Source organism: Pseudomonas sp. TE3910, from assembly GCF_056279025.1.
In genome coordinates, this window is sequence record NZ_JBWBQN010000001.1 from 2,333,734 (window position 1) to 2,355,766 (window position 22,033).

Below are 22,033 nucleotides of genomic sequence, written 5' to 3' on the forward strand. Positions count from 1 at the left end.
ACTTCAGAAAGGAGTCGGCCCGACACCGGACGGTATCGGGCCTGGAGGCTTACAGGTCGCCGTAACCCAAGGAGCGCAGGGCACGCTCATCATCAGACCAGCCACCTTTGACCTTGACCCAGAGGTTGAGCATGATCTTGGCGTCGAACAGCAACTCCATGTCCTTGCGTGCCTCGGAACCAATGCGTTTGATCCGCTCGCCCTTGTCGCCAATGATGATCTTCTTCTGACCATCACGCTCGACCAGGATCAAGGCATGGATATGCAGGATCTTGCCCTGCTGCTTGAACTCTTCGATCTCCACGGTGATCTGGTACGGCAGCTCGGCACCGAGTTGACGCATGATCTTCTCGCGCACCAGTTCAGCGGCCAGGAAACGGCTGCTGCGGTCGGTGATCTGGTCTTCCGGGAAAAAGTGTTCGTTTTCCGGCAGGTGCTTGGCGATCAGTGCTTCCAGTGCATCGAGGTTATGCCCCTGCTGCGCGGAAATCGGCACGATCTCGGCATTCGGCAGTTGCTCCTGCAACCATTGCAGGTGCGGGATCAACTCGGCCTTCTCTTCGATACGGTCGGTCTTGTTGATGGCCAGGATCACCGGGCCTTGCACGTACTGCACGCGCTCCAGCACCAGTTGGTCTTCATCGGTCCAGCGGGTGCGATCGACCACGAAGATGACCACGTCGACGTCTTTCAAGGCCGCCGAAGCGGTCTTGTTCATGTAGCGGTTGAGCGCCTTCTCGTTGCTCTTGTGCATACCGGGGGTATCGACGTAGATCGCCTGGATATCGCCCTCGGTCTTGATCCCGAGCATGTTGTGACGTGTGGTCTGCGGCTTGCGCGAGGTAATCGCCAGCTTCTGCCCGAGGATGTGGTTAAGCAACGTCGATTTGCCCACGTTGGGGCGGCCGACGATGGCGACATAGCCGCAACGGGTAGTATTCGTATCAGTCATTGCCATTCTCCACGCCCAGGGCGATCAGGGCTGCCGCCGCGGCGACCTGCTCGGCAATACGCCGGCTAACACCCTGCCCTCGGCTTTTTTCAGTCAACAGGGCCACTTCGCATTCGACGAAAAACGTCCGGCAATGCGGTTCACCCTGGATATCCACCACTTCATAGCGGGGCAGTTCGCAGGCCCGTGACTGCAGGAATTCCTGCAAACGGGTTTTCGGGTCCTTGTTGGTATCGACCAGCGTCAGGCTCTCGAACTCACCGGTCAGCCAGTCCAGCACGCGATCACGCGCGGTGTGCATGTCCGAGTCGAGGTAGATCGCACCGATAAGCGCTTCAAGGGCGTCGGCCAGAATCGACTCGCGACGGAAACCACCGCTTTTCAATTCGCCAGAGCCCAGACGCAGGTACTCGCCGAGGTCGAACCCACGCGCCAGTACGGCCAGGGTCTCGCCCTTGACCAGCCGCGCACGCAGGCGTGACAACTGACCCTCACGGGCTTGCGGAAAACGCTCGAACAGCGCCTCACCGGCAACAAAGTTGAGAATCGCATCGCCCAGAAACTCCAGGCGCTCGTTGTTACGCCCGGCGTAACTGCGATGCGTGAGGGCCAGCAGCATCAGCTCCTGGTTCTTGAAGGTGTAGCCGAGCTTGCGCTCGAGGCGGCTCAAGGAAACGCTCACAGTGTACCCACGCTCGGTTTATGGCCGATTTTTTGCGCCTGGGACTCAGCCCGGCGCCCACACTTATCGGATTGGCTCGTGGCCGTCAGGTTTAACGCGTTGTTCAAATCCGGATCCTGAAAGACTATTTGGCTTCATGCCCTTCCGACCCAGTGATTCGGGGACATCCACAGACACCCTGAACACAGCCTATGCCAGAAAAGCATTCGGCGCTGTCCCAAGACAGCGCCGTTTAGGTGTTACTTGATCAGCCCAACCCGCGAAAGGCTCGGCAGGTGACTCAATTTCGGCTCTGGCCAACTCATCCAGACAGCGAAGGCCTTACCGACGATGTTCTTGTCCGGAACCATGCCGTGCAGCTCTTTTGGAATGTTGGGGTCATCCCAGTATCGGCTGTCGTTGGAGTTGTCGCGGTTGTCGCCCATCATGAAATAGTGCCCGGCCGGGACTACCCACTGTTGGTCCGGCGGCATCCGGTAGCGGCCCATTTCCTTGCGGATCAGGTGCTCCACCTCGCCCAGTTTTTCCTTGTACAGCTCGGCGCTGCCCAGGGTGCCTGGCTCGGTACCCACCAGTTGCTCGGCAATCGGCTGACCGTTGACGAACAACTTCTTGTCGCTGGTGTAACGGATCTGGTCACCTGGCAGGCCAACCACCCGCTTGATGTAGTTCACGTTCGGATCGCTGGGGTAGCGGAACACCATTACATCACCCCGCTGAGGGTCACCAACCTCAATGACCTTCTTGTCGATCACCGGCAAACGAATGCCATAGGAGAACTTGTTCACCAGGATGAAATCGCCCACTTCAAGGGTCGGCTTCATCGACCCCGAAGGGATCTGGAACGGCTCTACCAGGAACGAGCGCAGCACCAGCACGATGAACAGCACCGGAAAGAACGACTTGCCGTATTCAACCAGCAGCGGTTCCTTGTTGAGCTGCTCAAGTACCGACATATCGGGCTGGCTGACGCTGCCCTGATAGTTGCTGATCGCTGCCCGCCGGCGTGGCGCCAGAAACAGCAGATCAAGCAAGGCCAGCAGACCGCAAACGGCAACGGCGATGACTAACAACAGCGGGAAATTTAGCGACATAGGACCTAGCTATCCAACCTGAGCACGGCCAGGAAGGCTTCTTGTGGAATTTCCACGTTGCCGACCTGCTTCATGCGTTTCTTACCGGCCTTCTGTTTTTCCAACAGCTTGCGCTTACGGCTCACGTCGCCACCGTAACATTTAGCCAGTACGTTCTTTCTGAGCGCCTTGACAGTGGTTCGCGCGACGATCTGCCCGCCAATGGCGGCCTGGATGGCCACATCGAACATCTGCCGAGGAATCAGTTCCTTCATCTTCTCGGTCAATGCGCGACCTTTATAGTGCGCATTGTCACGATGCACGATCAGGGCCAGGGCATCGACCTTGTCGCCGTTGATCAGCACGTCGAGTTTTACCAGATTCGCCGACTGATAACGGTCGAAATGGTAGTCCAGCGACGCGTAACCACGGCTGGTGGACTTCAAGCGGTCGAAGAAGTCCAGAACCACTTCGTTCATCGGCAGATCGTAGCGCACTTGTACTTGCGAACCGAGGAACTGCATGTCGCGCTGTACGCCGCGCTTCTCGATGCACAGGGTGATGACGTTACCCAGGTGCTCTTGAGGCACGAGGATAGTCGCCTGCACGATCGGCTCACGGAAATCCTCGACTGCAGAGATATCCGGCAGCTTCGATGGGTTATCGACGTAGATCGTTTCGCCCGTCTTGAGTTTGACCTCGAAGATTACGCTTGGCGCGGTGGTGATCAGGTCCAGGTCGTATTCGCGCTCCAGGCGCTCCTGGATGATCTCCATGTGCAGCATGCCGAGGAAGCCGCAACGGAAGCCAAAGCCCAGTGCGTCGGAGCTTTCCGGCGAGTACTGCAACGACGAGTCGTTCAGGGTCAGCTTCTGCAATGCATCACGAAAATCTTCGAAATCATCGGAGCTGACCGGGAAAAGACCGGCATAAACCTGTGGCTGAACCCGTTTGAAACCTGGCAGCACCTCAACCTCAGGGGTTGAGCTCAGAGTCAGGGTGTCGCCCACTGGCGCACCATGAATGTCCTTGATGCTGGCAATGATGAAGCCCACTTCACCGGCCTTGAGGTCGACGGTCTGGGTATGTTTCGGGGTAAATACACCGACGCTGTCCACCAGGTGGACCTTGCCGGTGGACTTGACCAGAATCTTGTCGCCTTTCTTCACGCGACCGTGGCGTACACGCACCAGGGACACAACGCCCAGGTAGTTGTCGAACCAGGAGTCGATGATCAGGGCTTGCAGCGGCGCTTCGATATCACCGGTCGGTGCAGGAATGGTGTGTACCAGGCGCTCAAGCACCTCTTCCACACCCAAGCCGCTCTTGGCACTGCAGGCAACGGCATCGGTAGCGTCGATACCGATGATCTTCTCGATTTCTTCCTTGACCCGCTCCGGGTCGGCCTGGGGCAGGTCCATCTTGTTCAGGACCGGCATGACCTCAAGGCCTTGCTCGATGGCGGTGTAGCAGTTGGCAACCGACTGAGCCTCGACGCCCTGGCCAGCATCGACCACCAGCAAGGCACCTTCACAGGCGGCCAGCGAGCGGCTGACTTCATAGGTGAAGTCAACGTGACCCGGGGTATCAATGAAGTTCAACTGGTAGGTGACACCGTCCTTTGCCTTGTAGTGCAAGGTGACGCTGTGAGCCTTGATGGTGATCCCGCGCTCGCGCTCCAGGTCCATGGAATCGAGTACCTGGGCTTCCATCTCACGCGCGGACAGGCCGCCGCACATTTGAATGAAGCGGTCGGCCAGCGTCGACTTGCCATGGTCAATGTGGGCGATGATGGAGAAATTGCGGATATGACTCAAATCACTCACGGGTCAACACTCAAAAAGGCTGCGGAACGAGGCCCGCCGAAAAATAGCCGGGAATTGTACCTGATGCTCAGCGTGGGCGTCACGTGAACAACGATTTCGCGCCGTAGGAACATCCCCTGCCAACTGTACGATTCCCCCACAGCAGGCGCTTACAGAGCGCTCTGCGCTCATCAGAAGACACAAAAAAGGGCGGCCGTGGCCGCCCTCTTCAATCAACCCGGCTTATTCAGCCAGCTTGAAGGTGATGAAACTGGCGCGGCCCTGACGCAGCACACGCATCGACACCGAACGGTTCTTCGGCAGGTCCTTGGCAATTTCAGTGAAGCTCTTGGCCGAAATGATCGCCTGGTTGTTCAGATGAGTAATCACATCACCTGGACGCAGGCCAATCATTGCAGCAGGGCCGTCCTGAACTTCCTTGATGACCACACCGCCCTTCAGCTCAAGCGCCTTCTTCTGCTCGGCATTCAAGTCCGCCACGGAAACGCCCAGGCGGTTGCTGCTTCGCTCGATGCCACCGTTGGCACTGGCTACGATTTCCTGATCGTCATCCGGCAGTGCGCCGATGGTGACATCCAGCGTACGGCGCTTACCTTCCCGGACCACTTCCAGACTGGCTTTGGCACCTTCTTTCAGGCCACCCACCAAATGAGGCAGATCAGCGGACATGATGATCGGCTGACCATTCATACTCAGGATAACGTCTCCCACCTGCAGGCCACCCTTGGCCGCCGGGCCATCCTCAAGCACCTGGGCCACCAGCGCACCGGCTGGTTTATCCAGGCCAAACGACTCTGCGAGGTCCTTGTTGACCTCCTGAATGACCACACCCAGCCAGCCACGGCTGACTTTGCCGTCTTTCTTCAGTTGGTTGGAGACATCCAGCGCCACATCGATCGGGATAGCGAAGGACAGGCCCATGAAGCCACCGGAACGGGTGAAGATCTGCGAGTTGATCCCGACCACCTCACCATTCATGTTGAACAGCGGGCCACCAGAGTTACCCGGGTTGATGGCCACGTCCGTCTGAATGAATGGCACATAGGTGTCGTTAGGCAGTGTACGGCCCTTGGCACTGACAATACCTTTGGTCACCGAATGATCGAAGCCGAACGGCGAGCCGATAGCCAGCACCCATTCACCGACCTTGAGTTTCTCCGAATCGCCCAGTTTGACGGTTGGCAGGTTCTTGCCATCGATTTTCAAGAGCGCAACATCGGTGCGCGGGTCAGTGCCCACCACTTTGGCCTGGAACTCACTGCGATCCGACAGACGGACCATGATCTCATCGGCATCGGCCACTACGTGATTGTTGGTCAGCACGTAGCCATCACTGGAGATGATAAACCCCGAGCCCAGCGACTGCGCCTCGCGCTGGCGATCGCCACGCGGCGAGCGGGGCGCTGGAGGCATGTTGCGCTCAAAAAATTCACGGAACATCGGCGGCAAGCCTTCCAGGTCTGGCATCTGCCCACCGGCAAGCTGACGATCCGGCATTTTTTGCCGGGTACTGATGTTCACCACTGCCGGCGAAGCTTGCTCGACCAGCGTAGTGAAGTCCGGCAAGGCTTCGGCCTGTGCGGTGACCACCTGACCGAGCATCAGCACGGCGGCGAACAACGTTAGATACGATTTCAAGCGTGGTATTGACATACGGCTCCCGTCACAACAAGCGTGGTTAAGCAGTAGGGACCTGCGAACGCAAGAAGCCCGGCGGCACCCGTGAAGGCGACAAACAGGCTGGATGCATAGGCATTCTTGATGCTGCAACAGCAGAAAAGGCCAGACCCCGAAAGGCCTGACCTATAGAAAATTCCATCAGATTTTGCAAACCGCAAAGCTTACCAATCATGTCAGTCCCTGGTCGGTGTACCAGTCATCCGTGCACCTCTAAAACGACAATCACTGCTTGGCCTGAGCATCTTGCGCACGCATCGACAGTGCAACACGCTCAGCCGTGCCGATAGGAATTTCACCCACAACGGTCACCGCCATATCCCCTTTGGGCGTCGTCAAGCGTCGCGAAACCGCAACGGTCGGCCCAAGCTGGGTACGCGTATCGACAGCGCCACCCTCGCCAGAAGGCTCGACAAACACAGAGAAGCGCGCCAACCCGTCGTCATACATGAGGCTACTGACAGTTCTTTTTCCGTCCTGGCTTTGGCGTATCGAGCTGTTGACCAGCTCAAACCCTGGCGGCAACCAGTCTGAACGCCAGCCCGTCACGCGCTGTGCAGCCTCTTCAGAAGCCTGGGCAACCGCCTTGCAGTTATCGCCAGGCTGCAACTGAGCGTCGCTCGGAACATTGGTCGTGTCCAGGCGCGTGAACTGGAAACGCTCCAGTAACTGCCCCTTGTCATTGATCATCAATGACTTGAGCGGCAAGCCGGTTTCGCGATCCAGATGAAGTTCAAACGCATAACGATGTTGGTCACGCGGGCTGAGGGTAACGATAGTGACGTCGCGACCGGCGACACGCGAACGGCCGGCAATGCCCAGGTCATACCAGTTCATCAGTTTCAGCGGATCAAGTACACGACCGGGAACGGCCGGTACACTGCTCACCTCCGCCAACAAGGCTCCGCTCACGCAGCGGGTAATACCGTCAACACGCACGACCTCCTGAGCCGCCCCATCGAGCTGCACCAAACGCTCGCTGATCTTGCCATCCTGAACGCGATGCCAGACTTCGTGAGTGGAGAAACTGCCGTTACGCTCGTAAACGAAAGTACCTTGATAGCTTTGCTGCTGCTCGGCTTTCGCCAGACGACTGAGCCAGTCAGTAGCTTCAGTGGAGGAATTGGCGGCGAAGACCGGGCCCGTCAACCATACACCGAGCAAAAGCGGTATGAGAGGTAGCGTGCGCATGATCCTCCTTACTTAGCGATTTTCCAGGCTGGCCGCACGGGCATAAGGCAAAGCGCTTTCAGTGCCTTTCAGGGCTGCTTCCTGAGCATGCTGACGCAAGTATCCTGGCAAACGTTGATCCTGCCAGCCTGCTTGCCCCTGCAGCACACCATTGGCCATCGGCCCTGGCTGGTCGGCACTTTCACTATAGCCTGCCAAAACAGCAGGGCCCTGCACTTGTGGCACAGAAAGACCTTGCTGAGGCTGCTGGGCTGCCAGCTGAGCGCCAGTGATCTCATTTTGGTTGTACAGCCGAACGCCTGCCAATACCGCAACCGTTACCGAGGCAGCAACCGCCAGACGCCCCAGGCTACGCCATGACCGAGGGGCAGCCTTCACCGGAGTCGCTTCATCGGCCAGCGCTGCCGACACGGCAGCAGCGATGTCCAGCTGCGGCACCAACAGCTCTTTGTGCATGGCTGCACGCGCAATCTGATAACGCGACCAGGTTGCACGGGCTTCAGAATCGTCGACGGCATTCAATACCCGACGCAATTCCAATTCGTCCGCTTCGTTATCCATTACCGCGGACAGCGATTCCTGCAAAGCTTCACGACTCATGGCGGTTCCTCTCTTGGCTGTCGCCGCTGTCTCAGGTTTCCTGCAACAAGGGCTGCAGGGCTTTATCTATGGCCTCCCGAGCGCGGAAGATTCGGGAGCGCACGGTACCCACCGGACACTGCATGACGCTTGCAATGTCCTCGTAACTCAGACCTTCGAATTCGCGCAAAGTTAACGCTGTACGCAAATCTTCTGGCAGTTGCTGAATGGTTCGATGAACAGTGTCTTCGATCTCATCACGCAACAACGAGCGTTCTGGGGACTCGAGATCCTTGAGGCCATGATCGCCGTCGTAAAATTCCGCATCCTCGGAACTTACATCGCTGTCTGGTGGCCGCCGACCGCGCGACACCAGGTAATTCTTTGCCGTATTGATGGCAATGCGGTAAAGCCAGGTGTAAAACGCACTGTCACCACGAAAATTGCCCAGAGCCCGGTAGGCCTTGATGAACGCTTCCTGGGCCACATCCTGGGCTTCATGGGTGTCGTGCACAAAACGCACGATCAACCCGAGAATCTTGTGCTGATACTTCAGCACCAACAGATCGAAGGCTCGCCTGTCGCCGCGCTGCACGCGCTCGACAAGTTGCTGATCCTCTTCCTGGGTTAGCATGAATACTCCTCGGTGAACCTGGAGGAGTGCTGCAACAGCCATCGCTCAGGCTTGCAAACATAGACTCGGGCTTTCCGCAAAAGTTCTCCCCCTCCAAGCAAGTTTCCTGCAGCCTGTCGTCAGCCCGCACGAAAAAACGCAGCACGGTCGTCGCCGGCTGCGTCGATAGTCTGGTCATCGAAGGCATGGGCAGAGCGGCTAACACAAGCCCTGCCTGCCATCGACGCGGCGTCCTGTGATGCAGGCAGCCTTCTATGGATATCCGAAATTCAAGGAAAGTTCCCGCTGCCGACAGGGATACCTCATACGCAAAATCGGCAGATAGCATGGAAATACCGGGTATTGGGCTGTTATAAAGACTACCCATTTCGATTCACGATAGTTTCACAATGCCATAAAAGCCTGACTATTGTGCCGATCCCCCCCTTTATATACTAGGGGGCACCTACGCCCTCTTGGTCGCCCCGCGCGGAAGTTCCAGACATGAGCCAACAGTTTCAACATGACGTCCTAGTGATTGGCAGCGGCGCTGCCGGCCTGAGCCTGGCCCTCACCTTGCCAGAGCACTTGCGCATAGCCGTTCTCAGTAAAGGCGAGCTCGCCAACGGTTCAACGTTCTGGGCTCAAGGCGGCGTAGCAGCCGTACTCGACGACACCGATACCGTGCAGTCTCATGTCGAGGACACGCTCAACGCAGGCGGCGGGCTGTGTCATGAAGATGCCGTGCGCTTCACGGTCGAACACAGCCGCGAAGCCATCCAGTGGTTGATCGACCAGGGCGTACCGTTTACGCGCGATGAACATGCAAGCGTCGACGACGGCAGCTTTGAGTTCCATTTGACCCGTGAGGGTGGCCACAGTCATCGACGCATCATTCATGCTGCCGACGCCACTGGCGCGGCGATCTTTACCACCCTGCTCGCCCAGGCTCGACAGCGCCCCAACATCGAACTGCTTGAGCAGCGGGTTGCGGTCGACCTGATCACCGAGCGGCGCCTGGGCCAGGAGGGTGAGCGCTGCCTGGGTGCCTACGTTCTGAACCGCTCGACAGGCGAAGTCGACACCTACGGCGCACGCTTCACCGTACTGGCTACCGGAGGGGCCGCCAAGGTCTACCTCTACACCAGCAACCCCGACGGGGCCTGCGGCGACGGTATCGCCATGGCCTGGCGGGCAGGCTGCCGGGTCGCCAACCTGGAGTTCAACCAGTTTCACCCGACCTGCCTGTATCACCCGCAGGCCAAGAGCTTCCTGATTACCGAAGCACTGCGCGGCGAAGGCGCACTGCTCAAACTGCCGAACGGCGAGCGTTTCATGCCACGCTTCGATCCGCGCGCCGAACTGGCGCCACGGGACATCGTCGCCCGCGCCATCGACCACGAGATGAAGCGCCTCGGGGCAGACTGTGTCTACCTGGACATCAGCCACAAGCCCGCCGAGTTCGTCAAAAGCCACTTCCCGACCGTTTACGAACGCTGCCTGACCTTTGGCATCGACATCACCACCCAGGCAATCCCGGTAGTGCCGGCCGCTCATTACACCTGCGGCGGCGTAGTGGTCGACGAACAGGGCCATACTGATGTGCCCGGCCTCTATGCCATTGGCGAGACCAGCTTCACCGGCCTGCACGGTGCCAACCGCATGGCCAGTAACTCGCTGCTTGAGTGCTTCGTGTATGGGCGCTCCGCTGCTGCCGACATCATCAGCAAGCTGGACCAGGTAAGCATGCCCGCAACATTGCCATGCTGGGATGCCAGCCAGGTCACCGACTCGGACGAAGACGTGATCATTGCGCACAACTGGGACGAACTGCGGCGATTCATGTGGGACTATGTCGGCATCGTGCGCACCAACAAGCGCTTGCAGCGTGCCGAACACCGGGTACGCCTGCTGCTCGACGAAATCGACGAGTTCTACAGCAACTACCGAGTAAGCAGAGACCTGATTGAACTGAGGAACCTTGCTCAGGTAGCAGAGCTGATGATTAGGTCAGCCATGCAACGCAAGGAATCTCGGGGGCTCCACTACACACTGGACTATCCAGCGATGCTGCCAGAAGCCAAGGATACGATCCTCAGCCCGACCTGATGAGGCACGTTAGGAGCACTCAGCGTAGCATCGTCTGGGGCGTTTTGTAACAGCTTTGGCTCACCTTTGTCCCATCGTTGAGGGGTCCTTATCGCCTGCCCGTGAGGGGTCCCTATGGCGCCTGCGAGGGGCCACACGGGGGAACCTGAGTGAGTAGAAGCGATGAGGTGGTCATTCCCAAATTTTCTGTATTTCTTCATCGGGATCTATGCGACCACAGCCAGCAGGCCAGATGGACAGCCACACAGACCAGATAGGCAGCGTGTAGCGTGTCCATTGGGTTCTCCTGTTGCCAGCCTCACTGGCCTTGAGGTGATGGTTAACATGCCTTAGCGGCTATACTCAGCGGCTAAACGCTGGTGCCTTCGGGCAAACTTCTTCATGTCCCCATGGGGGCAGCGCTCACGCTCACGGATCTCAGAGGCAGCCCCAAGGGTGGCCGCTATGGTCGCCACTACGGGTGCCTGAGATCGGGAAGGGTCGATCTGATCCAGTAGATAGTTGAGGTGTACGGTGGTCGCAAAGGCCAGCTTAGCGTTATAGGTGCCAAGGAAGGCTTGGGCCACGTCTCGACTCAGGACCAACATGGGCTGCTCTTTACGCTGAGCGTTGAGGTAGGTGGATTCCTGAGCGTCTACGGGTTCGGACGACTGGGAAAATTTTCCCTGTCCTTCCACAGTAGCCTCAATGTCCTCAAGGAACTTACGGGCCTTCTTCAAGACATCGTTATGTTGACGCCCGGTGATCTCTGCGATGGTCACCGTGGTCATGCCCGGACGGCCTTCACCAACAACGGACAAGGCACCTTGGCCCATGGCCTTCAGGGTCTCGATCTGGTCGTCTACAGCCTTCAGTGCTTTGGTGGTCATGTTCACACTCCCACCACTGGGTCAGCGTCTGTAAGGGCCGCTACGGCGTCATAGACACATTCCTCGAACTGCTCAAGGGTGATCCCCATGGCCTTTGCTTGGGCCAGTAGGCGGGCCTTTGCGGAACCCTCAGGGGCCTTAGCCAGCTCGGCGTCAATGGTCCTAACGGTTGTCAGATGGGCAATGCGTTTAATTGATTTCATGGTCATGTTTTCCTTTTGTTTGCTCTCTGAGTTCGCTCCCACGGACCAGCACACAGGCCCCATGACGGGCTCTGGTAGGTGGCACAGAGAGCAAACAGAAGAACTGTGTTTGATGGATGCCCAGCGACGGGCAGATAGGTCTTTGGAAATTCCAGAGGGTGAAGCGGATTCAATGGCCTCAGATTTGAGGGCATTAACGTGCCCCTGCCGGTCCCTCAACGGGTCGGCCTTACGGGGCTCTCATAAATCAGCGATCAGGTCAGCTTGATGTTGGTGACCAGCGGGAATGCCACAGCCTCAGTCTGGAGGCCATCAGCAGTCAGCTTCACCTTCACTTTGCCGTTAGCCACAATGTCTACGACAGCCATGATTTCGATGTCCCAGCATTGGGCATTCGGGTTGCGGGTCGCTTCGATACGCCAGACATTGCCGTCTTGACGCTCACGGTAGCTCAGTGAGGTGAACATCTTGGGCAGCAGGAACAGGCCATAGTCAGTGCCAGAGTAAGGCTGCACGCTTGTGCCAATGTGGTCCTCAATGTCCTCTACGCCTGCACGCTGAGCAGCACGCTCAAGAACAGCTACCAGAGACACAGGCAGCAGGATGACGAAGTCAGACAGGGAAGTGCCTACGGTCTGGTTGATACGGGTCGTCAAGATGTCGATAAGGTCCTCAGCGATCTCTACAGGCTTACCCGCTGGCATGGCCTGAGAGAAGCTCTCGGTGCTTGGAGCAGTGGACAGAATCTTTGCGATCTTGCCAGCGGCATTAAGCTCAATGTCACGAAGGATCTTTTCAGCGGTCTGTTCCATAGACTGGACGGTAAAGCCAGCCTGAATATTGTGGTCGAGGATGGTGGCACGGTGGCTGATGACCAATGCCGTGTCGGTCGCCTCGGTGAAGATGATCGACCCTGCCAGCACTTCGCCCTTCTCGACAGTCTGGTTATCCCAGTTCTTGCGAGGGTCGAAGCTGACGCTACGGTCGGCCATTGTGATGATCTGTTGACCAGTGGCCTCAGAGCCTGCCGGACGGAACTCGCAAGGGGTTCTCTCCATGGCTTCCTCTCGCCACTCATCGCCGTTCAGGCAGTCCTCAGCGGCCTCCACGAGGGCCTCCACATAGACGGACACATCGGTGGCCGCTTGGGTCTCGGGACGGACATCGGCTGTGTTGAATCGGATCGACCCGGTGTGCTCATCGGCAATGGCAGTGGTGTAGGTCGAAGGTTTGGTGTACTGGAATGGCTTAGTCATGATTGTTGTCTCCTGAATTAATGAATGAAGTGGTGTCGGTACCGGCTTGATTACCAGCCACTGCTGTTGCTACGGGTGGCAGCACGGATGCGAGCACCATGCTCACGAATGGCAGCCGCTCGGGCTTCCCTGTCGGCCTTCGCCTGGGCGATCTCACGAGGCGTATGCTCACGGCATCGCTCAGCGTGGGCGTTAGCCTCAGCCTGCAAACGAGCCTTCTCTTGGGCCTTCTCGTATTGGTCTTGGCGGTACTCTCGGGCGACATCGGGAATCGCTTGGAGCGACAGACCAGCCTCATCGAACACCTTAACGATCTCGAATTGACGGCCCTTCACGGTCCCGCACTGGGCGACCAGCATGGGCAACATGATGTTCTCGACGTACTCACGGCTCAGGGTCTGGCCCGACACAGTGACTTCGTTCTTCAGGACTTTGGTGATGGTGATTTTCATGGGTTGGATCTCCTTTGAGGTGACCCTTTGATTCGTCCTTGCGCCATAGACGCGCACGACCAGACGGCCAAGGAGAAAGCCTGCATGGGCATCTTCAAGGACGATCAAAAGGTTCTGGGTTTCAAGTGGTGTTGATGACGCTGATTCAGAACATGGCAAGCCTGAAGGGCATCGAAGGGATCAACCGTGGCGACGGCTGTTGTGCAGGGTCGAGGAAATTATTTTGTTGTTGGTCTTCCTGTCTTACCCATAGTGAGGGTTTTTAACGACAGTCTTGACGAACGCCCTTAAGTTGTGAGTGAGATTCCTTCAGAGCCACTCAATGGAATCCTCAAGTGAGTCGAGGCGATGGCTTGAAGACACAACCCTTGTTCAAGTAGTTGGTTCAAACGGTCGAGAGTCTTTTGAGGACACTTAGCGAGGACCCGTTGGGCCAGACCATCCATGTCAAAAGCGACCTGTCCATCCTTATAGGTCCTGAAGTTGGAGCGATGGTCACTAAGGGCACGACGCAACTCGATGAGCTGGGTTCGAGCTGGTCGAGGGAATACATTAGACAAGACTGACATATCTTGTTCGGTGAGGCGTGAGTTAGCTGGGCAGACAATGCTGGTCATGTTGGAAGGTCTCCTTTGAGATGGTCTTAAAGATGCCCTTTGAGATGAGGGGAGTTGTAATTAACACTCCCTCTCCCTCTCCCTCTCCCTCTGGGTCTGGTCGATGAGCTGGTCGATGCTTTGACCTGAAGATGGTCGTTGAGATTTTCTTTATATTATCCGGCGTTAAGTCGCCAAGCCCCGGAATAGAGCCTCTGCGCCCACCTCGGCCACAATTTCAGCCTTGATGTCTGGGTGTCTCTCTACATACGAAGCGATCCCATGGGCAGCGTGTCGGGCAGCCTTGGCGATCCGCTGGGCGGTTCTCAAGGAATACTCATTGGTCTTGCAGGCGTCCGCTGTGATCTCCGAAAGGAACAGCGCACCGATGACCGCTCGGGCTTTGACGTTGATCTTCCCATTGGTTACTCCGGCACTGGTGATGATCGACCCAGTAACGATGTCGTCTACCCATGGCAGCGGATCGGGAATCGCAAGGAGGTACATATAGGCTGCGACAGGATTAGCGAAGGTCGCCTTTGGGCGTCCACGGCCTCGCTTAGGCTCATCGCTTGGGGTCTCTTGGGGTTGCGTTTGAGTCTCGCTGGCAAGGACCTTGGCAGCTTTCTGGTGGTCCTCAGAGAGGGACTCATCGGCTCGGCGCTCTGCGACCCATGCTTGATACTGGGCTTCAAGGGTTGCCGGTCGGACCATATCCTTGCGGATGATGACTTCGCCGGTGATTGGGTCAACGTGAAGGATGGTGCCAGTTTCGTGATCAACGTAACGGTGTAGTGGTCCGGGTTGGGTGAGCAGGGTCATGGAAGTGGTCCTCAGATGGCCGCTGCGAACGTGCAGCCATAGTGAGGGTTTTTAACGACACCTTATCTGACCCTGCCTGCGTTACCGCCTAAGGACGTTCTAACTCACCACCTGGCAGTTGGCGGCAATACGCCCTTAAACGCTCGATGCTGGAAACAACACAAGGCTTCTCGATGCTCCATCCATGAGGGTAGAGCCAATCGTAAAAGGCCTCGCACTGGTCGTTGTCCTTCCCGGTGATTGAGTTTAAAAGCTCTTCACCCTTTTGCATTGAGATAGGCTTTAGTGTGTCTTTGTCAAAAATGTGAGCAGCATAGCTATTCCGAAATTTGCAAATCTTTTTGTTTTCAATGTCAGCAGCATCCTTGAAAAGACCTGCTGTTTCTTCGCGTGGTAGCGTGTTTAGGAATTTGCCATATTTCTTGCGTAATTCGTGTAGCTTGAAGAGCGTAAGAGTAATCGAGTGATTGCAGACTCGGAGCCTTCCCATTGCTTGCTGGGTCGTAAGCCTGTTTTCTTTAAATTGGTTGATAATCTCTCGCCCCATACTCACGGCCGCCACTATGTCAATCATCTGGTCGGTAAGTAGCCATTTGATATAGTTCGCTTCGTTTGTTGTTTCCATATGCCTTCCTTCTCCAAACTACTGCAATCATCTTGTAGCTATATTAACGCCTTCCCAGATGCTCATGAGGTGTCCCACAGAAACCCTCTGAGACCCTGCACAGATGCTATGAGGAATGTTTCCTGCGCGATTAACGCAAGGCTGTTTTCAGCGCGTCAGCCATCCGCCCAACCTCAACCGCACTCCCTGCCCCGTAAAGGTCATAGCTGATCGACCCGGAGGCGTGCCCCAAGATGGACTCAGCGGTGCTCACGGGAATCTCAGCGGCCTTCAAGGCACCAGCCAGCGAGTGCCGTAACGAATGGAAGGTTTGCGTCCGATCAGCCTTCACGCTCAAGACATCACGGATCAGACCATTGAGCAACTCGGAGAATCGCCCAGCACCCAGCGTGAACAACCGTGAGTCGGCCTTGGCAGCAAACTCAAGGAAAGCCTTCAGGTCGAACCCATAGGCGCCATCGGACAACGGGATGACACGAAGCGCATTCTTGGTCTTGGCTGTTTTGCCATCGTTCCTATTGATGTCGATGACCCAAACATCCCCGACCTGCTTAACATCTGCCTTCGTTAGCTGCCTGAGTTCCTCGATTCGGGTCCCAGTGATGACTCCAAGGGACAACGCCCAGCGCTGCCATGCGTCTACTGGCAGGGTCTTAGCGCGAGCCATAAGGGCCTTAACCTGATCCTGAGAGAACGCTTCACGGGAGCTTTCAGCGCCTTTGGTTGGCTTCAGGCCCTTATCGAAGCTCTTATCGAGGTAACCGTTGTGTACAGCCCAGTCCATAACAGTTGATAGCCGGGTCAGTAGCTTCTTCACCGTCGATGGCTTTCGGTCCTCAAGGAGTTTGTCTCGAAGGTTCTTCATGTCCTCCCGCGTGTGGGTCTTCAAGTCCAAGTCACCGAGGATCGTAGAGATTGCCTCACAGGACGATCTCACATCCCGCATGGTGCTGGCCTGAATACTGTCCTTGCGTTCCTCCATGTACAGCGCAGAGAGGGCCTTGAAGGTCAGCGGCTCAGACGGTAATACAGATAGGGACGGAGACAGGGCCACTGGCGTGCTACATATTTCACCCTTCAGGTCCCTAACGATCTCCACCAGCTTCCCCGACCTGCCCTTCAGGCGCTCTTGTGATGCCTCGATGATCTCCAGTGCCTTGCTGATAGCCCGTTGCTGATTGACGCTCAGGGACATCTTGGCGCTGGCATCACTGAGTGCCTGATGGTGCTCATCGTTAATCATCTCGTAGGCGACCAGCGAGCTATCACCATGGGTCATCATCAGGCAGGACTCAGCGATGTCCACGAGACGCTCCTTCAGCTCATCCCATGACGCCTCTGGGTTGTCGAAGTGGTAAGCCTTGAGGGTCGAGAGGATGTCTTGCGAGATGGTCATAGCGGTGGCCTTGTCGGTGGTCCTGAGCGATAGCGTGTAGAAGCCCTTAGCGGTGCCTTGAGGGCGAATGCGAAGGTAATAGCGACCAGAGCGGCGATAGTGGTACGGCTTGGCGAGGGCAGTTTGTAACAGGTTTGTCCCAGTTTGGGAGCGTGGATTGATGGTCATCGGCTGAAACCCCTGTATCCATTGGGTTTAGCCTCATCACGTCGAGTTCTACAGCAACTACAAGGTCAGCCGCGACCTGATCGAGCTGCGCAACCTGGCCCAGGTCGCGGAGCTGATGATACGTTCAGCCATGCAGCGCAAGGAAAGCCGCGGGCTGCATTACACGCTGGACTACCCGCAGATGCTGAAAGAAGCACGCGACACTATTCTGCTGCCGCCCACCTACGCCGACTGAACTTCAACCGCACGCGCAGGCGCCGGTGCTGCACCGGCTCCAGCGCGCCGAAGGGAATGCACAGGCTTTCCGTCCAGCGTCGCCCAGCGCGCCTGAAGCGCAGCAATACCAGGCCAGGCAACGCCAGGCTGTCACGGCACAACTGCACCGACTGCCAGCCCTGTGAAGGGTTCCACAGATGCCAGCCCTGGGCGTCTCTACGCAAACGGCTGAACGCACGGGGATGAGTCAATACGATATACCGCGGCAACACCCAGGCGCCATGCAACAGGCACAGGGCAGCCCCGAGTAAGCGCACGACAACGGGAAGCTCCAGCAGGGTCAGGGCAAGCAGCGCCGACAGCTGGCCGAACAGGTAGGCCGCCAGCAACCCCCGAGAGGCTTGCCAGCGACATTCGAAGCGGTCACTTGGGCTGGACACGGTCCAGGATCATGCGAACCATGCGCTGCAGCTCAGGGTCTTCGGACTCGGTACGTTCCATGAACCAGCCGAACATGTCCTGATCTTCGCAATCCAGCAGGTTGCGGTAGCACTCACGGTCCGCTTCGCTCAGGGTCGCATAGACTTCCTGGGTAAAAGGTACCAGCAGCACATCCAGCTCGAGCATGCCACGGCGGCTGTGCCAAAAGAGCCGGTTGAGTTCAGATTGTTCGACCATGGAGCCCTCCTCAAATAGGCCGCCAGTATACAAGGGTAGGCAAGGCCAGGCACAAGGCATTGGTCTAGTTCACCTACCTATTTTTCCGACGGCGCTCTATGATGAGCCCCAGTCTTATCACCCTGCGATGACCCATGGCCGATTCCGCTTTTTTCTGCACCTTGTCTCATGAGGGCGTCCTCGCCGTCCGCGGCTCGGACGCCGGCAAGTTCCTGCAAGGTCAACTGACCTGCAACATCAATTACCTCAATGAACACACCTCCAGCCTGGGTGCCCGCTGCATGCAGAAGGGCCGCATGCAGTCGAGCTTCCGCATCCTGCCGCAGGCTGACGGCTATGTGTTGGCCATGGCCAGCGAGCTGATCGAGCCACAATTGGCGGACCTCAAGAAGTACGCCGTGTTCTCCAAGGCCAAGCTCACCGACGAAAGCGCCGCCTGGGTTCGCTTCGGCCTGAGCCATGCTGAACAGGCGCTGCAAGGGCTTGGCATCACGGCGCCAGCCAAGCCCGACGAATTTGTAGCTCATGATGGGCTGATGGCAATTGCCGTCTCGGAAGGCCGCATTGAACTCTGGTGCCCGGCGGCGAATGCCGACCAGGTACGCAGCCACCTGGCCGCCCACCTGGCAGCAGGCGAGCTGAACGACTGGCTGCTTGGCCAGGTGCGCGCCGGTATTGGCCAGGTCATGGCGCAGACCCGCGAGCTGTTCATCCCGCAGATGATCAACCTGCAAGCGGTAGGCGGTGTCAGCTTCAAGAAAGGCTGCTACACCGGCCAGGAAATCGTCGCGCGCATGCAGTACCTGGGCAAGCTCAAGCGCCGACTGTACCGTCTGGCCCTGATCGACGGCCCACTTCCAGAGCCAGGCAGCGCACTGTTTTCTCCGGTACACGCCTCGTCCGTTGGCGAGGTGGTGCTGGCGGCCCGCAGCGAACACGGCTGCGAACTGCTGGCTGTGCTCCAGGCCGACGCAGCAGAAGACGGCAACCTGCACCTGGGTAGCCTGGAAGGCCCGAGCCTGCAATTGCTGTCGTTACCTTATGAGCTGGATCGCGACCGCGAAATCCAGCGTTGAGCCAGCCCCGCCCTGCCGCACAGTACGTCAGGGCCCTCATTGAATGCGGTAGAGAATCACAATGAACACGCTGGCAAAGATGGTCGAAGCACAATTGCTGACCGCCATCGACAACGACGACCTGGTGCTGCCGACCCTGCCGGAGGTGGCCCTGAGTATTCGCGAAGCGGCCGAAGACAGCGAGATCAGCGTCAGCACCCTGAGCAAAGTGATCCGCCGCGACGCCGCCCTTTCGGCGCGCCTGATCAAGGTGGTCAACAGCCCACTGCTACGCGCAGCCTGCGAAGTCACCGACTTGCAAGCAGCCATCACGCGCCTGGGCATCAACTACAGCTGTAACCTTGCTATCGGCCTGGTGATCGAACAGATCTTCCATGCGCGCTCAGAAGTCGTCGAGCAGAAAATGCGCGAAATCTGGGCAAAAAGCCTGGAGGTTGCAGGCATCAGCTATGAAATCTGCCTACGTTTCACCAACCTCAAGCCTGATCAGGGCGCCCTCGCCGGCCTGGTTCACCAAATCGGCGTGCTGCCCATTCTCACCTACGCCGAAGAACACAACGAACTGCTGTCCGATCCGGTATGCCTGAACCACATCATCGAGCAGATTCATCCCGCGCTGGGCGACAAGATCCTCAGTGTCTGGGAGTTCCCTGAGCAACTGGCAAAACTGCCAAGCCTGACCCAGGACCTCGACCGCCGGACCCAGCAGATCGATTACGTAGATATCGTCCAGATTGCTCGCGCCATCAGCGATACCAGCGGACGCGAGCGTTCCCTCACCTCGTTGCCGGCCTACGCGCACCTGAAGTTGCCGGCCAACACCCCCCTGCTGAGCAGCGACCTGCTCAGCGCTCGGCACATGTTCCGCTAGCCCGGGGTGAAGCTGACGCGCACCCTCAGGCCGCCACCTTCACCATCGTGCAGGCTGATCTGGGCAAGGTGCGCACGGCAAATTTCACCCACGATGGCCAGCCCCAGGCCGGTGCCCTGCGCGCCACGCCGGTAGAACCGCTCGAAGACCCGCTCGCGCTCGGCCGCCGGGATTCCCGGCCCATCATCCTCCACCTCAAGAACACCCGGGGCCATGACCCGCAGGATCACGTTGCCACCGGGTGGGGTATGGGCCAAGGCGTTGTCCAACAGGTTGCTCAGCAACTCACTGAGCAAGGTTGGTTCGCCACGCAACTGCACCGGTTCCGGGGCCTCAAGCGCCAGCGCCACACCACGGGCATGAGCCAATGGCGCCATGGCCATCCCCAACTCACGCGCCAACTGACTGAGGTCGAGTAGCTGCGCCCCGCCTTCGGCAATTGCCCGGGCACCGTTCTCCACCCGCGCCAGCGACAGCAACTGATTGGCCAGATGGGTCAGTTTGTCAGTGCTTTGCGCGGTTGCCTCGAGAGTGTCACGCCACACCTGCGGCTCCTGTGTGCGCAACCCCAACTCGACCCTCGCTTTCAACGCTGCCAGCGGTGTACGCAGTTCATGGGCCGCCTCGGCAATGAACTGTGCCTGACGCTCAAACTGCCCGCGCAGGCGCTCAGTGAAGTGGTTCAAGGCGCGCACCAGAGGCCCAAGCTCTCGTTGCACCTGCACCTGCGGCAGCGGTCGCAGGTCGTCCGGCTGACGCTCCTCTACCGCTCGGCGCAAACGCCCCAGCGGACGCAGCGCGGCACTCACCGCAAACCACACCAGAAACAACGCACCAATCGCCAGCATCCCTAGCCGCAGCAAGGTGTCGGCCATCAGGCTGCGGGCCATGCGTACCCGCGCCTCTTCGGTTTCGGCAACACGAATTTCGGCCATGCCGTTCATGTTCGGCTCGCTCACCGCCTTGAGCAGGCTGACCACGCGTACGTCCTGCCCCAGGTACTGGGCATCGTAGAAACGCGCCAGCGCCGGGTAGTCGTCAGTGCGCGGCGTACCCGGTGGTGGTGGCGGCAGGTTTTCGTAGCCGGAGATCAAACGCTGATTAATATCGTTGACCTGGTAGTAAATACGTCCGGCGCTGTCATAAGCAAAGGTGTCCAACGCTACATAAGGCACATCAGCGCTCAAGGTACCGTCGCGCTGGGACAGCCCGGCCGCAATGGTTCGCGCCGAGGCCAGCAGTGTACGGTCGTAAGCGGTGTCGGCAGCCTCTCGACCGTTCCAATAGGCGCTCAGGCCGCTGGCCACCATCAACACCACCAGCAGCAGCGCCAGGTTCCACAGCAGCCGCCCGCGAAGGCTTCCTGAGTCACGCATCGCGGTGCTCAAGCAGGTAGCCGAGCCCCCGGAAGGTAACGATCGCCACTGGCTGACCATCGAGTTTCTTGCGCAGGCGATGCACGTAGATTTCGATGGCATCAGCGCTGGCTTCCTCATCCAGACCGAACACCTGCGCCGCCAGCTGCTCCTTGCTCATCACCCGCCCAGGGCGAGCGATCAACGCTTCAAGCACTGCCTGCTCGCGGGAGGTCAGTGTCAGCAACTCATCACCCAAAGTGAAGCGCCGGGTATCAAGGTCATAGACCAGTGGCCCGCAGCGCTGCTGGCGCTCCCCTCCCAACACCGTACGGCGCAACAACGCCTTCACCCGCGCTTCGAGCTCACTCAGCTCAAACGGCTTGGCCAGGTAATCGTCGGCGCCCAGGTTCAGGCCGTGCACCCGATCCTTGACGTCACTTCGCGCAGTCAGCATCAGCACCGGCACGTTCTTGCCGCGTGCGCGCAGGCGCGCCAGTACTTCAAAGCCATCCATGCGCGGCAAGCCGACATCAAGCACGGCCACCGCATACTCCTCACTGGCCAGGGCCAGGTCGGCGGCCACGCCATCGTGCAGCATATCGACGGTCAAGCCGATGCCCTTGAGTGCCTGAGCCACGCTTTCGGCCAGTTGCAGATGGTCTTCGACGAGCAGAACACGCATCGTTTTTTCCCCGGTTACGTCGCGGTCAATGGCGCGGAGTGTACAGCCGAGACAACCACTGTG

22 protein-coding genes and 1 pseudogene are annotated in these 22,033 nt (G+C 58.2%); 4 read left to right on the forward strand and 19 right to left on the reverse strand.

Translation table 11 applies throughout. The features are described 5' to 3' along the window. Positions 1-49: 49 nt before the first annotated feature. The 8 genes from era to rpoE all read right to left on the reverse strand — a co-directional run bounded on the left by era (position 50) and on the right by rpoE (position 8,614). Complete coding sequence (gene era / locus ACZ9H3_RS10535; protein ID WP_065759353.1) at positions 50-952, reverse strand: GTPase Era; 903 nt, start codon at positions 950-952, stop codon at positions 50-52. Next, complete coding sequence (gene rnc, locus ACZ9H3_RS10540) at positions 945-1,634, reverse strand: ribonuclease III (protein WP_065759354.1); 690 nt, start codon at positions 1,632-1,634, stop codon at positions 945-947. The genes era and rnc overlap by 8 nt, the downstream gene beginning before the upstream one ends. A 239-nt stretch (positions 1,635-1,873) precedes the next feature. Beyond that, positions 1,874-2,728 carry a signal peptidase I gene (gene lepB, locus ACZ9H3_RS10545; protein WP_330523173.1) on the reverse strand — a complete coding sequence of 285 codons (855 nt, stop codon included), beginning with the start codon at positions 2,726-2,728 and terminating at the stop codon, positions 1,874-1,876. 5 nt (positions 2,729-2,733) lie between these two features. Beyond that, on the reverse strand, positions 2,734-4,533 hold the full coding sequence (gene lepA, locus ACZ9H3_RS10550; protein ID WP_065759356.1) for a translation elongation factor 4: 1,800 nt from the start codon (positions 4,531-4,533) through the stop codon (positions 2,734-2,736). A 222-nt stretch (positions 4,534-4,755) separates the two neighbouring features. After that, the gene (locus ACZ9H3_RS10555) at positions 4,756-6,135 is read right to left on the reverse strand and encodes a DegQ family serine endoprotease (protein ID WP_371917217.1); all 1,380 of its coding nucleotides are present in this window, start codon (positions 6,133-6,135) and stop codon (positions 4,756-4,758) included. A 300-nt stretch (positions 6,136-6,435) separates the two neighbouring features. After that, complete coding sequence (locus ACZ9H3_RS10560; RefSeq protein ID WP_330523174.1) at positions 6,436-7,401, reverse strand: MucB/RseB C-terminal domain-containing protein; 966 nt, start codon at positions 7,399-7,401, stop codon at positions 6,436-6,438. 12 nt (positions 7,402-7,413) lie between these two features. Next, on the reverse strand, positions 7,414-8,001 hold the full coding sequence (locus ACZ9H3_RS10565; RefSeq protein WP_065759359.1) for an RseA family anti-sigma factor: 588 nt from the start codon (positions 7,999-8,001) through the stop codon (positions 7,414-7,416). Between the two features lie 31 nt (positions 8,002-8,032). Further along, positions 8,033-8,614 (reverse strand): RNA polymerase sigma factor RpoE/AlgU, encoded by a 582-nt coding sequence (gene rpoE / locus ACZ9H3_RS10570; protein ID WP_099775635.1) that lies wholly within the window; start codon positions 8,612-8,614, stop codon positions 8,033-8,035. 483 nt (positions 8,615-9,097) lie between these two features. Between rpoE and nadB the strand changes: the two genes are divergently transcribed. Further along, positions 9,098-10,702 carry an L-aspartate oxidase gene (gene nadB, locus ACZ9H3_RS10575; protein ID WP_476220678.1) on the forward strand — a complete coding sequence of 535 codons (1,605 nt, stop codon included), beginning with the start codon at positions 9,098-9,100 and terminating at the stop codon, positions 10,700-10,702. 329 nt (positions 10,703-11,031) lie between these two features. Here nadB and ACZ9H3_RS10580 read toward each other — a convergent pair whose 3' ends face one another. From ACZ9H3_RS10580 to ACZ9H3_RS10610, 7 genes are all read right to left on the reverse strand, one after another. Beyond that, positions 11,032-11,571: a Rha family transcriptional regulator gene (locus tag ACZ9H3_RS10580; RefSeq protein ID WP_476220680.1), complete on the reverse strand. Its 540-nt coding sequence runs from the start codon at positions 11,569-11,571 to the stop codon at positions 11,032-11,034. Positions 11,572-11,573: 2 nt separating this feature from the next. Continuing rightward, positions 11,574-11,774: a hypothetical protein gene (locus tag ACZ9H3_RS10585; RefSeq protein WP_476220682.1), complete on the reverse strand. Its 201-nt coding sequence runs from the start codon at positions 11,772-11,774 to the stop codon at positions 11,574-11,576. A 254-nt stretch (positions 11,775-12,028) separates the two neighbouring features. After that, positions 12,029-13,030, reverse strand: coding sequence for a hypothetical protein (locus ACZ9H3_RS10590; protein ID WP_476220684.1), 1,002 nt, complete (start codon positions 13,028-13,030; stop codon positions 12,029-12,031). 50 nt (positions 13,031-13,080) lie between these two features. Beyond that, the gene (locus ACZ9H3_RS10595; RefSeq protein ID WP_476220686.1) at positions 13,081-13,482 is read right to left on the reverse strand and encodes a hypothetical protein; all 402 of its coding nucleotides are present in this window, start codon (positions 13,480-13,482) and stop codon (positions 13,081-13,083) included. A 782-nt stretch (positions 13,483-14,264) separates the two neighbouring features. Beyond that, positions 14,265-14,900, reverse strand: a complete 636-nt coding sequence (locus tag ACZ9H3_RS10600; RefSeq protein ID WP_476220687.1) for a hypothetical protein — start codon at positions 14,898-14,900, stop codon at positions 14,265-14,267. A gap of 88 nt (positions 14,901-14,988) precedes the next feature. Next, positions 14,989-15,525, reverse strand: coding sequence for a hypothetical protein (locus ACZ9H3_RS10605; protein ID WP_476220689.1), 537 nt, complete (start codon positions 15,523-15,525; stop codon positions 14,989-14,991). Between the two features lie 130 nt (positions 15,526-15,655). Then, positions 15,656-17,089, reverse strand: a complete 1,434-nt coding sequence (locus tag ACZ9H3_RS10610) for a tyrosine-type recombinase/integrase (RefSeq protein ID WP_476220691.1) — start codon at positions 17,087-17,089, stop codon at positions 15,656-15,658. A gap of 43 nt (positions 17,090-17,132) precedes the next feature. Here ACZ9H3_RS10610 and ACZ9H3_RS10615 point away from each other — a divergent pair. After that, positions 17,133-17,324: pseudogene (locus tag ACZ9H3_RS10615) on the forward strand (L-aspartate oxidase); the annotation flags it as partial. On the opposite strand, the gene ACZ9H3_RS10620 reads toward ACZ9H3_RS10615, so the two are convergent. Together ACZ9H3_RS10620 and ACZ9H3_RS10625 are read right to left on the reverse strand one after the other, a co-directional pair. Continuing rightward, entirely contained in the window at positions 17,293-17,745 is a 453-nt protein-coding gene (locus ACZ9H3_RS10620; RefSeq protein WP_476220693.1) for a protein YgfX, read from the reverse strand. The pseudogene ACZ9H3_RS10615 and the gene ACZ9H3_RS10620 sit on opposite strands and share 32 nt — an antisense overlap. Further along, the gene (locus tag ACZ9H3_RS10625; RefSeq protein ID WP_476220695.1) at positions 17,729-17,983 is read right to left on the reverse strand and encodes an FAD assembly factor SdhE; all 255 of its coding nucleotides are present in this window, start codon (positions 17,981-17,983) and stop codon (positions 17,729-17,731) included. The genes ACZ9H3_RS10620 and ACZ9H3_RS10625 overlap by 17 nt, the downstream gene beginning before the upstream one ends. 134 nt (positions 17,984-18,117) lie before the next feature. On the opposite strand from ACZ9H3_RS10625, the gene ygfZ reads away from it, so the two are divergent. Both ygfZ and ACZ9H3_RS10635 read left to right on the forward strand, forming a co-directional pair. Further along, the gene (gene ygfZ / locus ACZ9H3_RS10630) at positions 18,118-19,059 is read left to right on the forward strand and encodes a CAF17-like 4Fe-4S cluster assembly/insertion protein YgfZ (RefSeq protein ID WP_065761107.1); all 942 of its coding nucleotides are present in this window, start codon (positions 18,118-18,120) and stop codon (positions 19,057-19,059) included. Positions 19,060-19,120: 61 nt separating this feature from the next. Next, positions 19,121-19,930, forward strand: coding sequence for an HDOD domain-containing protein (locus tag ACZ9H3_RS10635; protein ID WP_330523176.1), 810 nt, complete (start codon positions 19,121-19,123; stop codon positions 19,928-19,930). On the opposite strand, the gene ACZ9H3_RS10640 is transcribed toward ACZ9H3_RS10635, so the two are convergent. Further along, the gene (locus tag ACZ9H3_RS10640; RefSeq protein WP_099775639.1) at positions 19,927-21,306 is read right to left on the reverse strand and encodes a sensor histidine kinase; all 1,380 of its coding nucleotides are present in this window, start codon (positions 21,304-21,306) and stop codon (positions 19,927-19,929) included. The genes ACZ9H3_RS10635 and ACZ9H3_RS10640 overlap by 4 nt on opposite strands. Beyond that, positions 21,299-21,970 carry a response regulator gene (locus ACZ9H3_RS10645; protein WP_102052650.1) on the reverse strand — a complete coding sequence of 224 codons (672 nt, stop codon included), beginning with the start codon at positions 21,968-21,970 and terminating at the stop codon, positions 21,299-21,301. Before ACZ9H3_RS10645 ends, ACZ9H3_RS10640 begins: the two co-directional genes overlap by 8 nt. Positions 21,971-22,033 lie beyond the last annotated feature (63 nt).

Excerpts from the sequence above, each read along its gene's own strand:
- era (WP_065759353.1), bottom strand. The coding sequence starts at position 952 with ATGACTGATACGAATACTACCCGTTGCGGCTATGTCGCCATCGTCGGC.
- lepB (WP_330523173.1), bottom strand. The coding sequence starts at position 2,728 with ATGTCGCTAAATTTCCCGCTGTTGTTAGTCATCGCCGTTGCCGTTTGC.
- ACZ9H3_RS10555 (WP_371917217.1), bottom strand. The coding sequence starts at position 6,135 with ATGCTCGGTCAGGTGGTCACCGCACAGGCCGAAGCCTTGCCGGACTTC.
- ACZ9H3_RS10560 (WP_330523174.1), bottom strand. The coding sequence starts at position 7,401 with ATGCGCACGCTACCTCTCATACCGCTTTTGCTCGGTGTATGGTTGACG.
- ACZ9H3_RS10565 (WP_065759359.1), bottom strand. The coding sequence starts at position 8,001 with ATGAGTCGTGAAGCTTTGCAGGAATCGCTGTCCGCGGTAATGGATAAC.
- rpoE (WP_099775635.1), bottom strand. The coding sequence starts at position 8,614 with ATGCTAACCCAGGAAGAGGATCAGCAACTTGTCGAGCGCGTGCAGCGC.
- nadB (WP_476220678.1), top strand. The coding sequence starts at position 9,098 with ATGAGCCAACAGTTTCAACATGACGTCCTAGTGATTGGCAGCGGCGCT.
- ACZ9H3_RS10580 (WP_476220680.1), bottom strand. The coding sequence starts at position 11,571 with ATGACCACCAAAGCACTGAAGGCTGTAGACGACCAGATCGAGACCCTG.
- ACZ9H3_RS10585 (WP_476220682.1), bottom strand. The coding sequence starts at position 11,774 with ATGAAATCAATTAAACGCATTGCCCATCTGACAACCGTTAGGACCATT.
- ACZ9H3_RS10590 (WP_476220684.1), bottom strand. The coding sequence starts at position 13,030 with ATGACTAAGCCATTCCAGTACACCAAACCTTCGACCTACACCACTGCC.
- ACZ9H3_RS10595 (WP_476220686.1), bottom strand. The coding sequence starts at position 13,482 with ATGAAAATCACCATCACCAAAGTCCTGAAGAACGAAGTCACTGTGTCG.
- ACZ9H3_RS10600 (WP_476220687.1), bottom strand. The coding sequence starts at position 14,900 with ATGACCCTGCTCACCCAACCCGGACCACTACACCGTTACGTTGATCAC.
- ACZ9H3_RS10605 (WP_476220689.1), bottom strand. The coding sequence starts at position 15,525 with ATGGAAACAACAAACGAAGCGAACTATATCAAATGGCTACTTACCGAC.
- ACZ9H3_RS10610 (WP_476220691.1), bottom strand. The coding sequence starts at position 17,089 with ATGACCATCAATCCACGCTCCCAAACTGGGACAAACCTGTTACAAACT.
- ACZ9H3_RS10625 (WP_476220695.1), bottom strand. The coding sequence starts at position 17,983 with ATGGTCGAACAATCTGAACTCAACCGGCTCTTTTGGCACAGCCGCCGT.
- ygfZ (WP_065761107.1), top strand. The coding sequence starts at position 18,118 with ATGGCCGATTCCGCTTTTTTCTGCACCTTGTCTCATGAGGGCGTCCTC.
- ACZ9H3_RS10635 (WP_330523176.1), top strand. The coding sequence starts at position 19,121 with ATGAACACGCTGGCAAAGATGGTCGAAGCACAATTGCTGACCGCCATC.
- ACZ9H3_RS10640 (WP_099775639.1), bottom strand. The coding sequence starts at position 21,306 with ATGCGTGACTCAGGAAGCCTTCGCGGGCGGCTGCTGTGGAACCTGGCG.
- ACZ9H3_RS10645 (WP_102052650.1), bottom strand. The coding sequence starts at position 21,970 with ATGCGTGTTCTGCTCGTCGAAGACCATCTGCAACTGGCCGAAAGCGTG.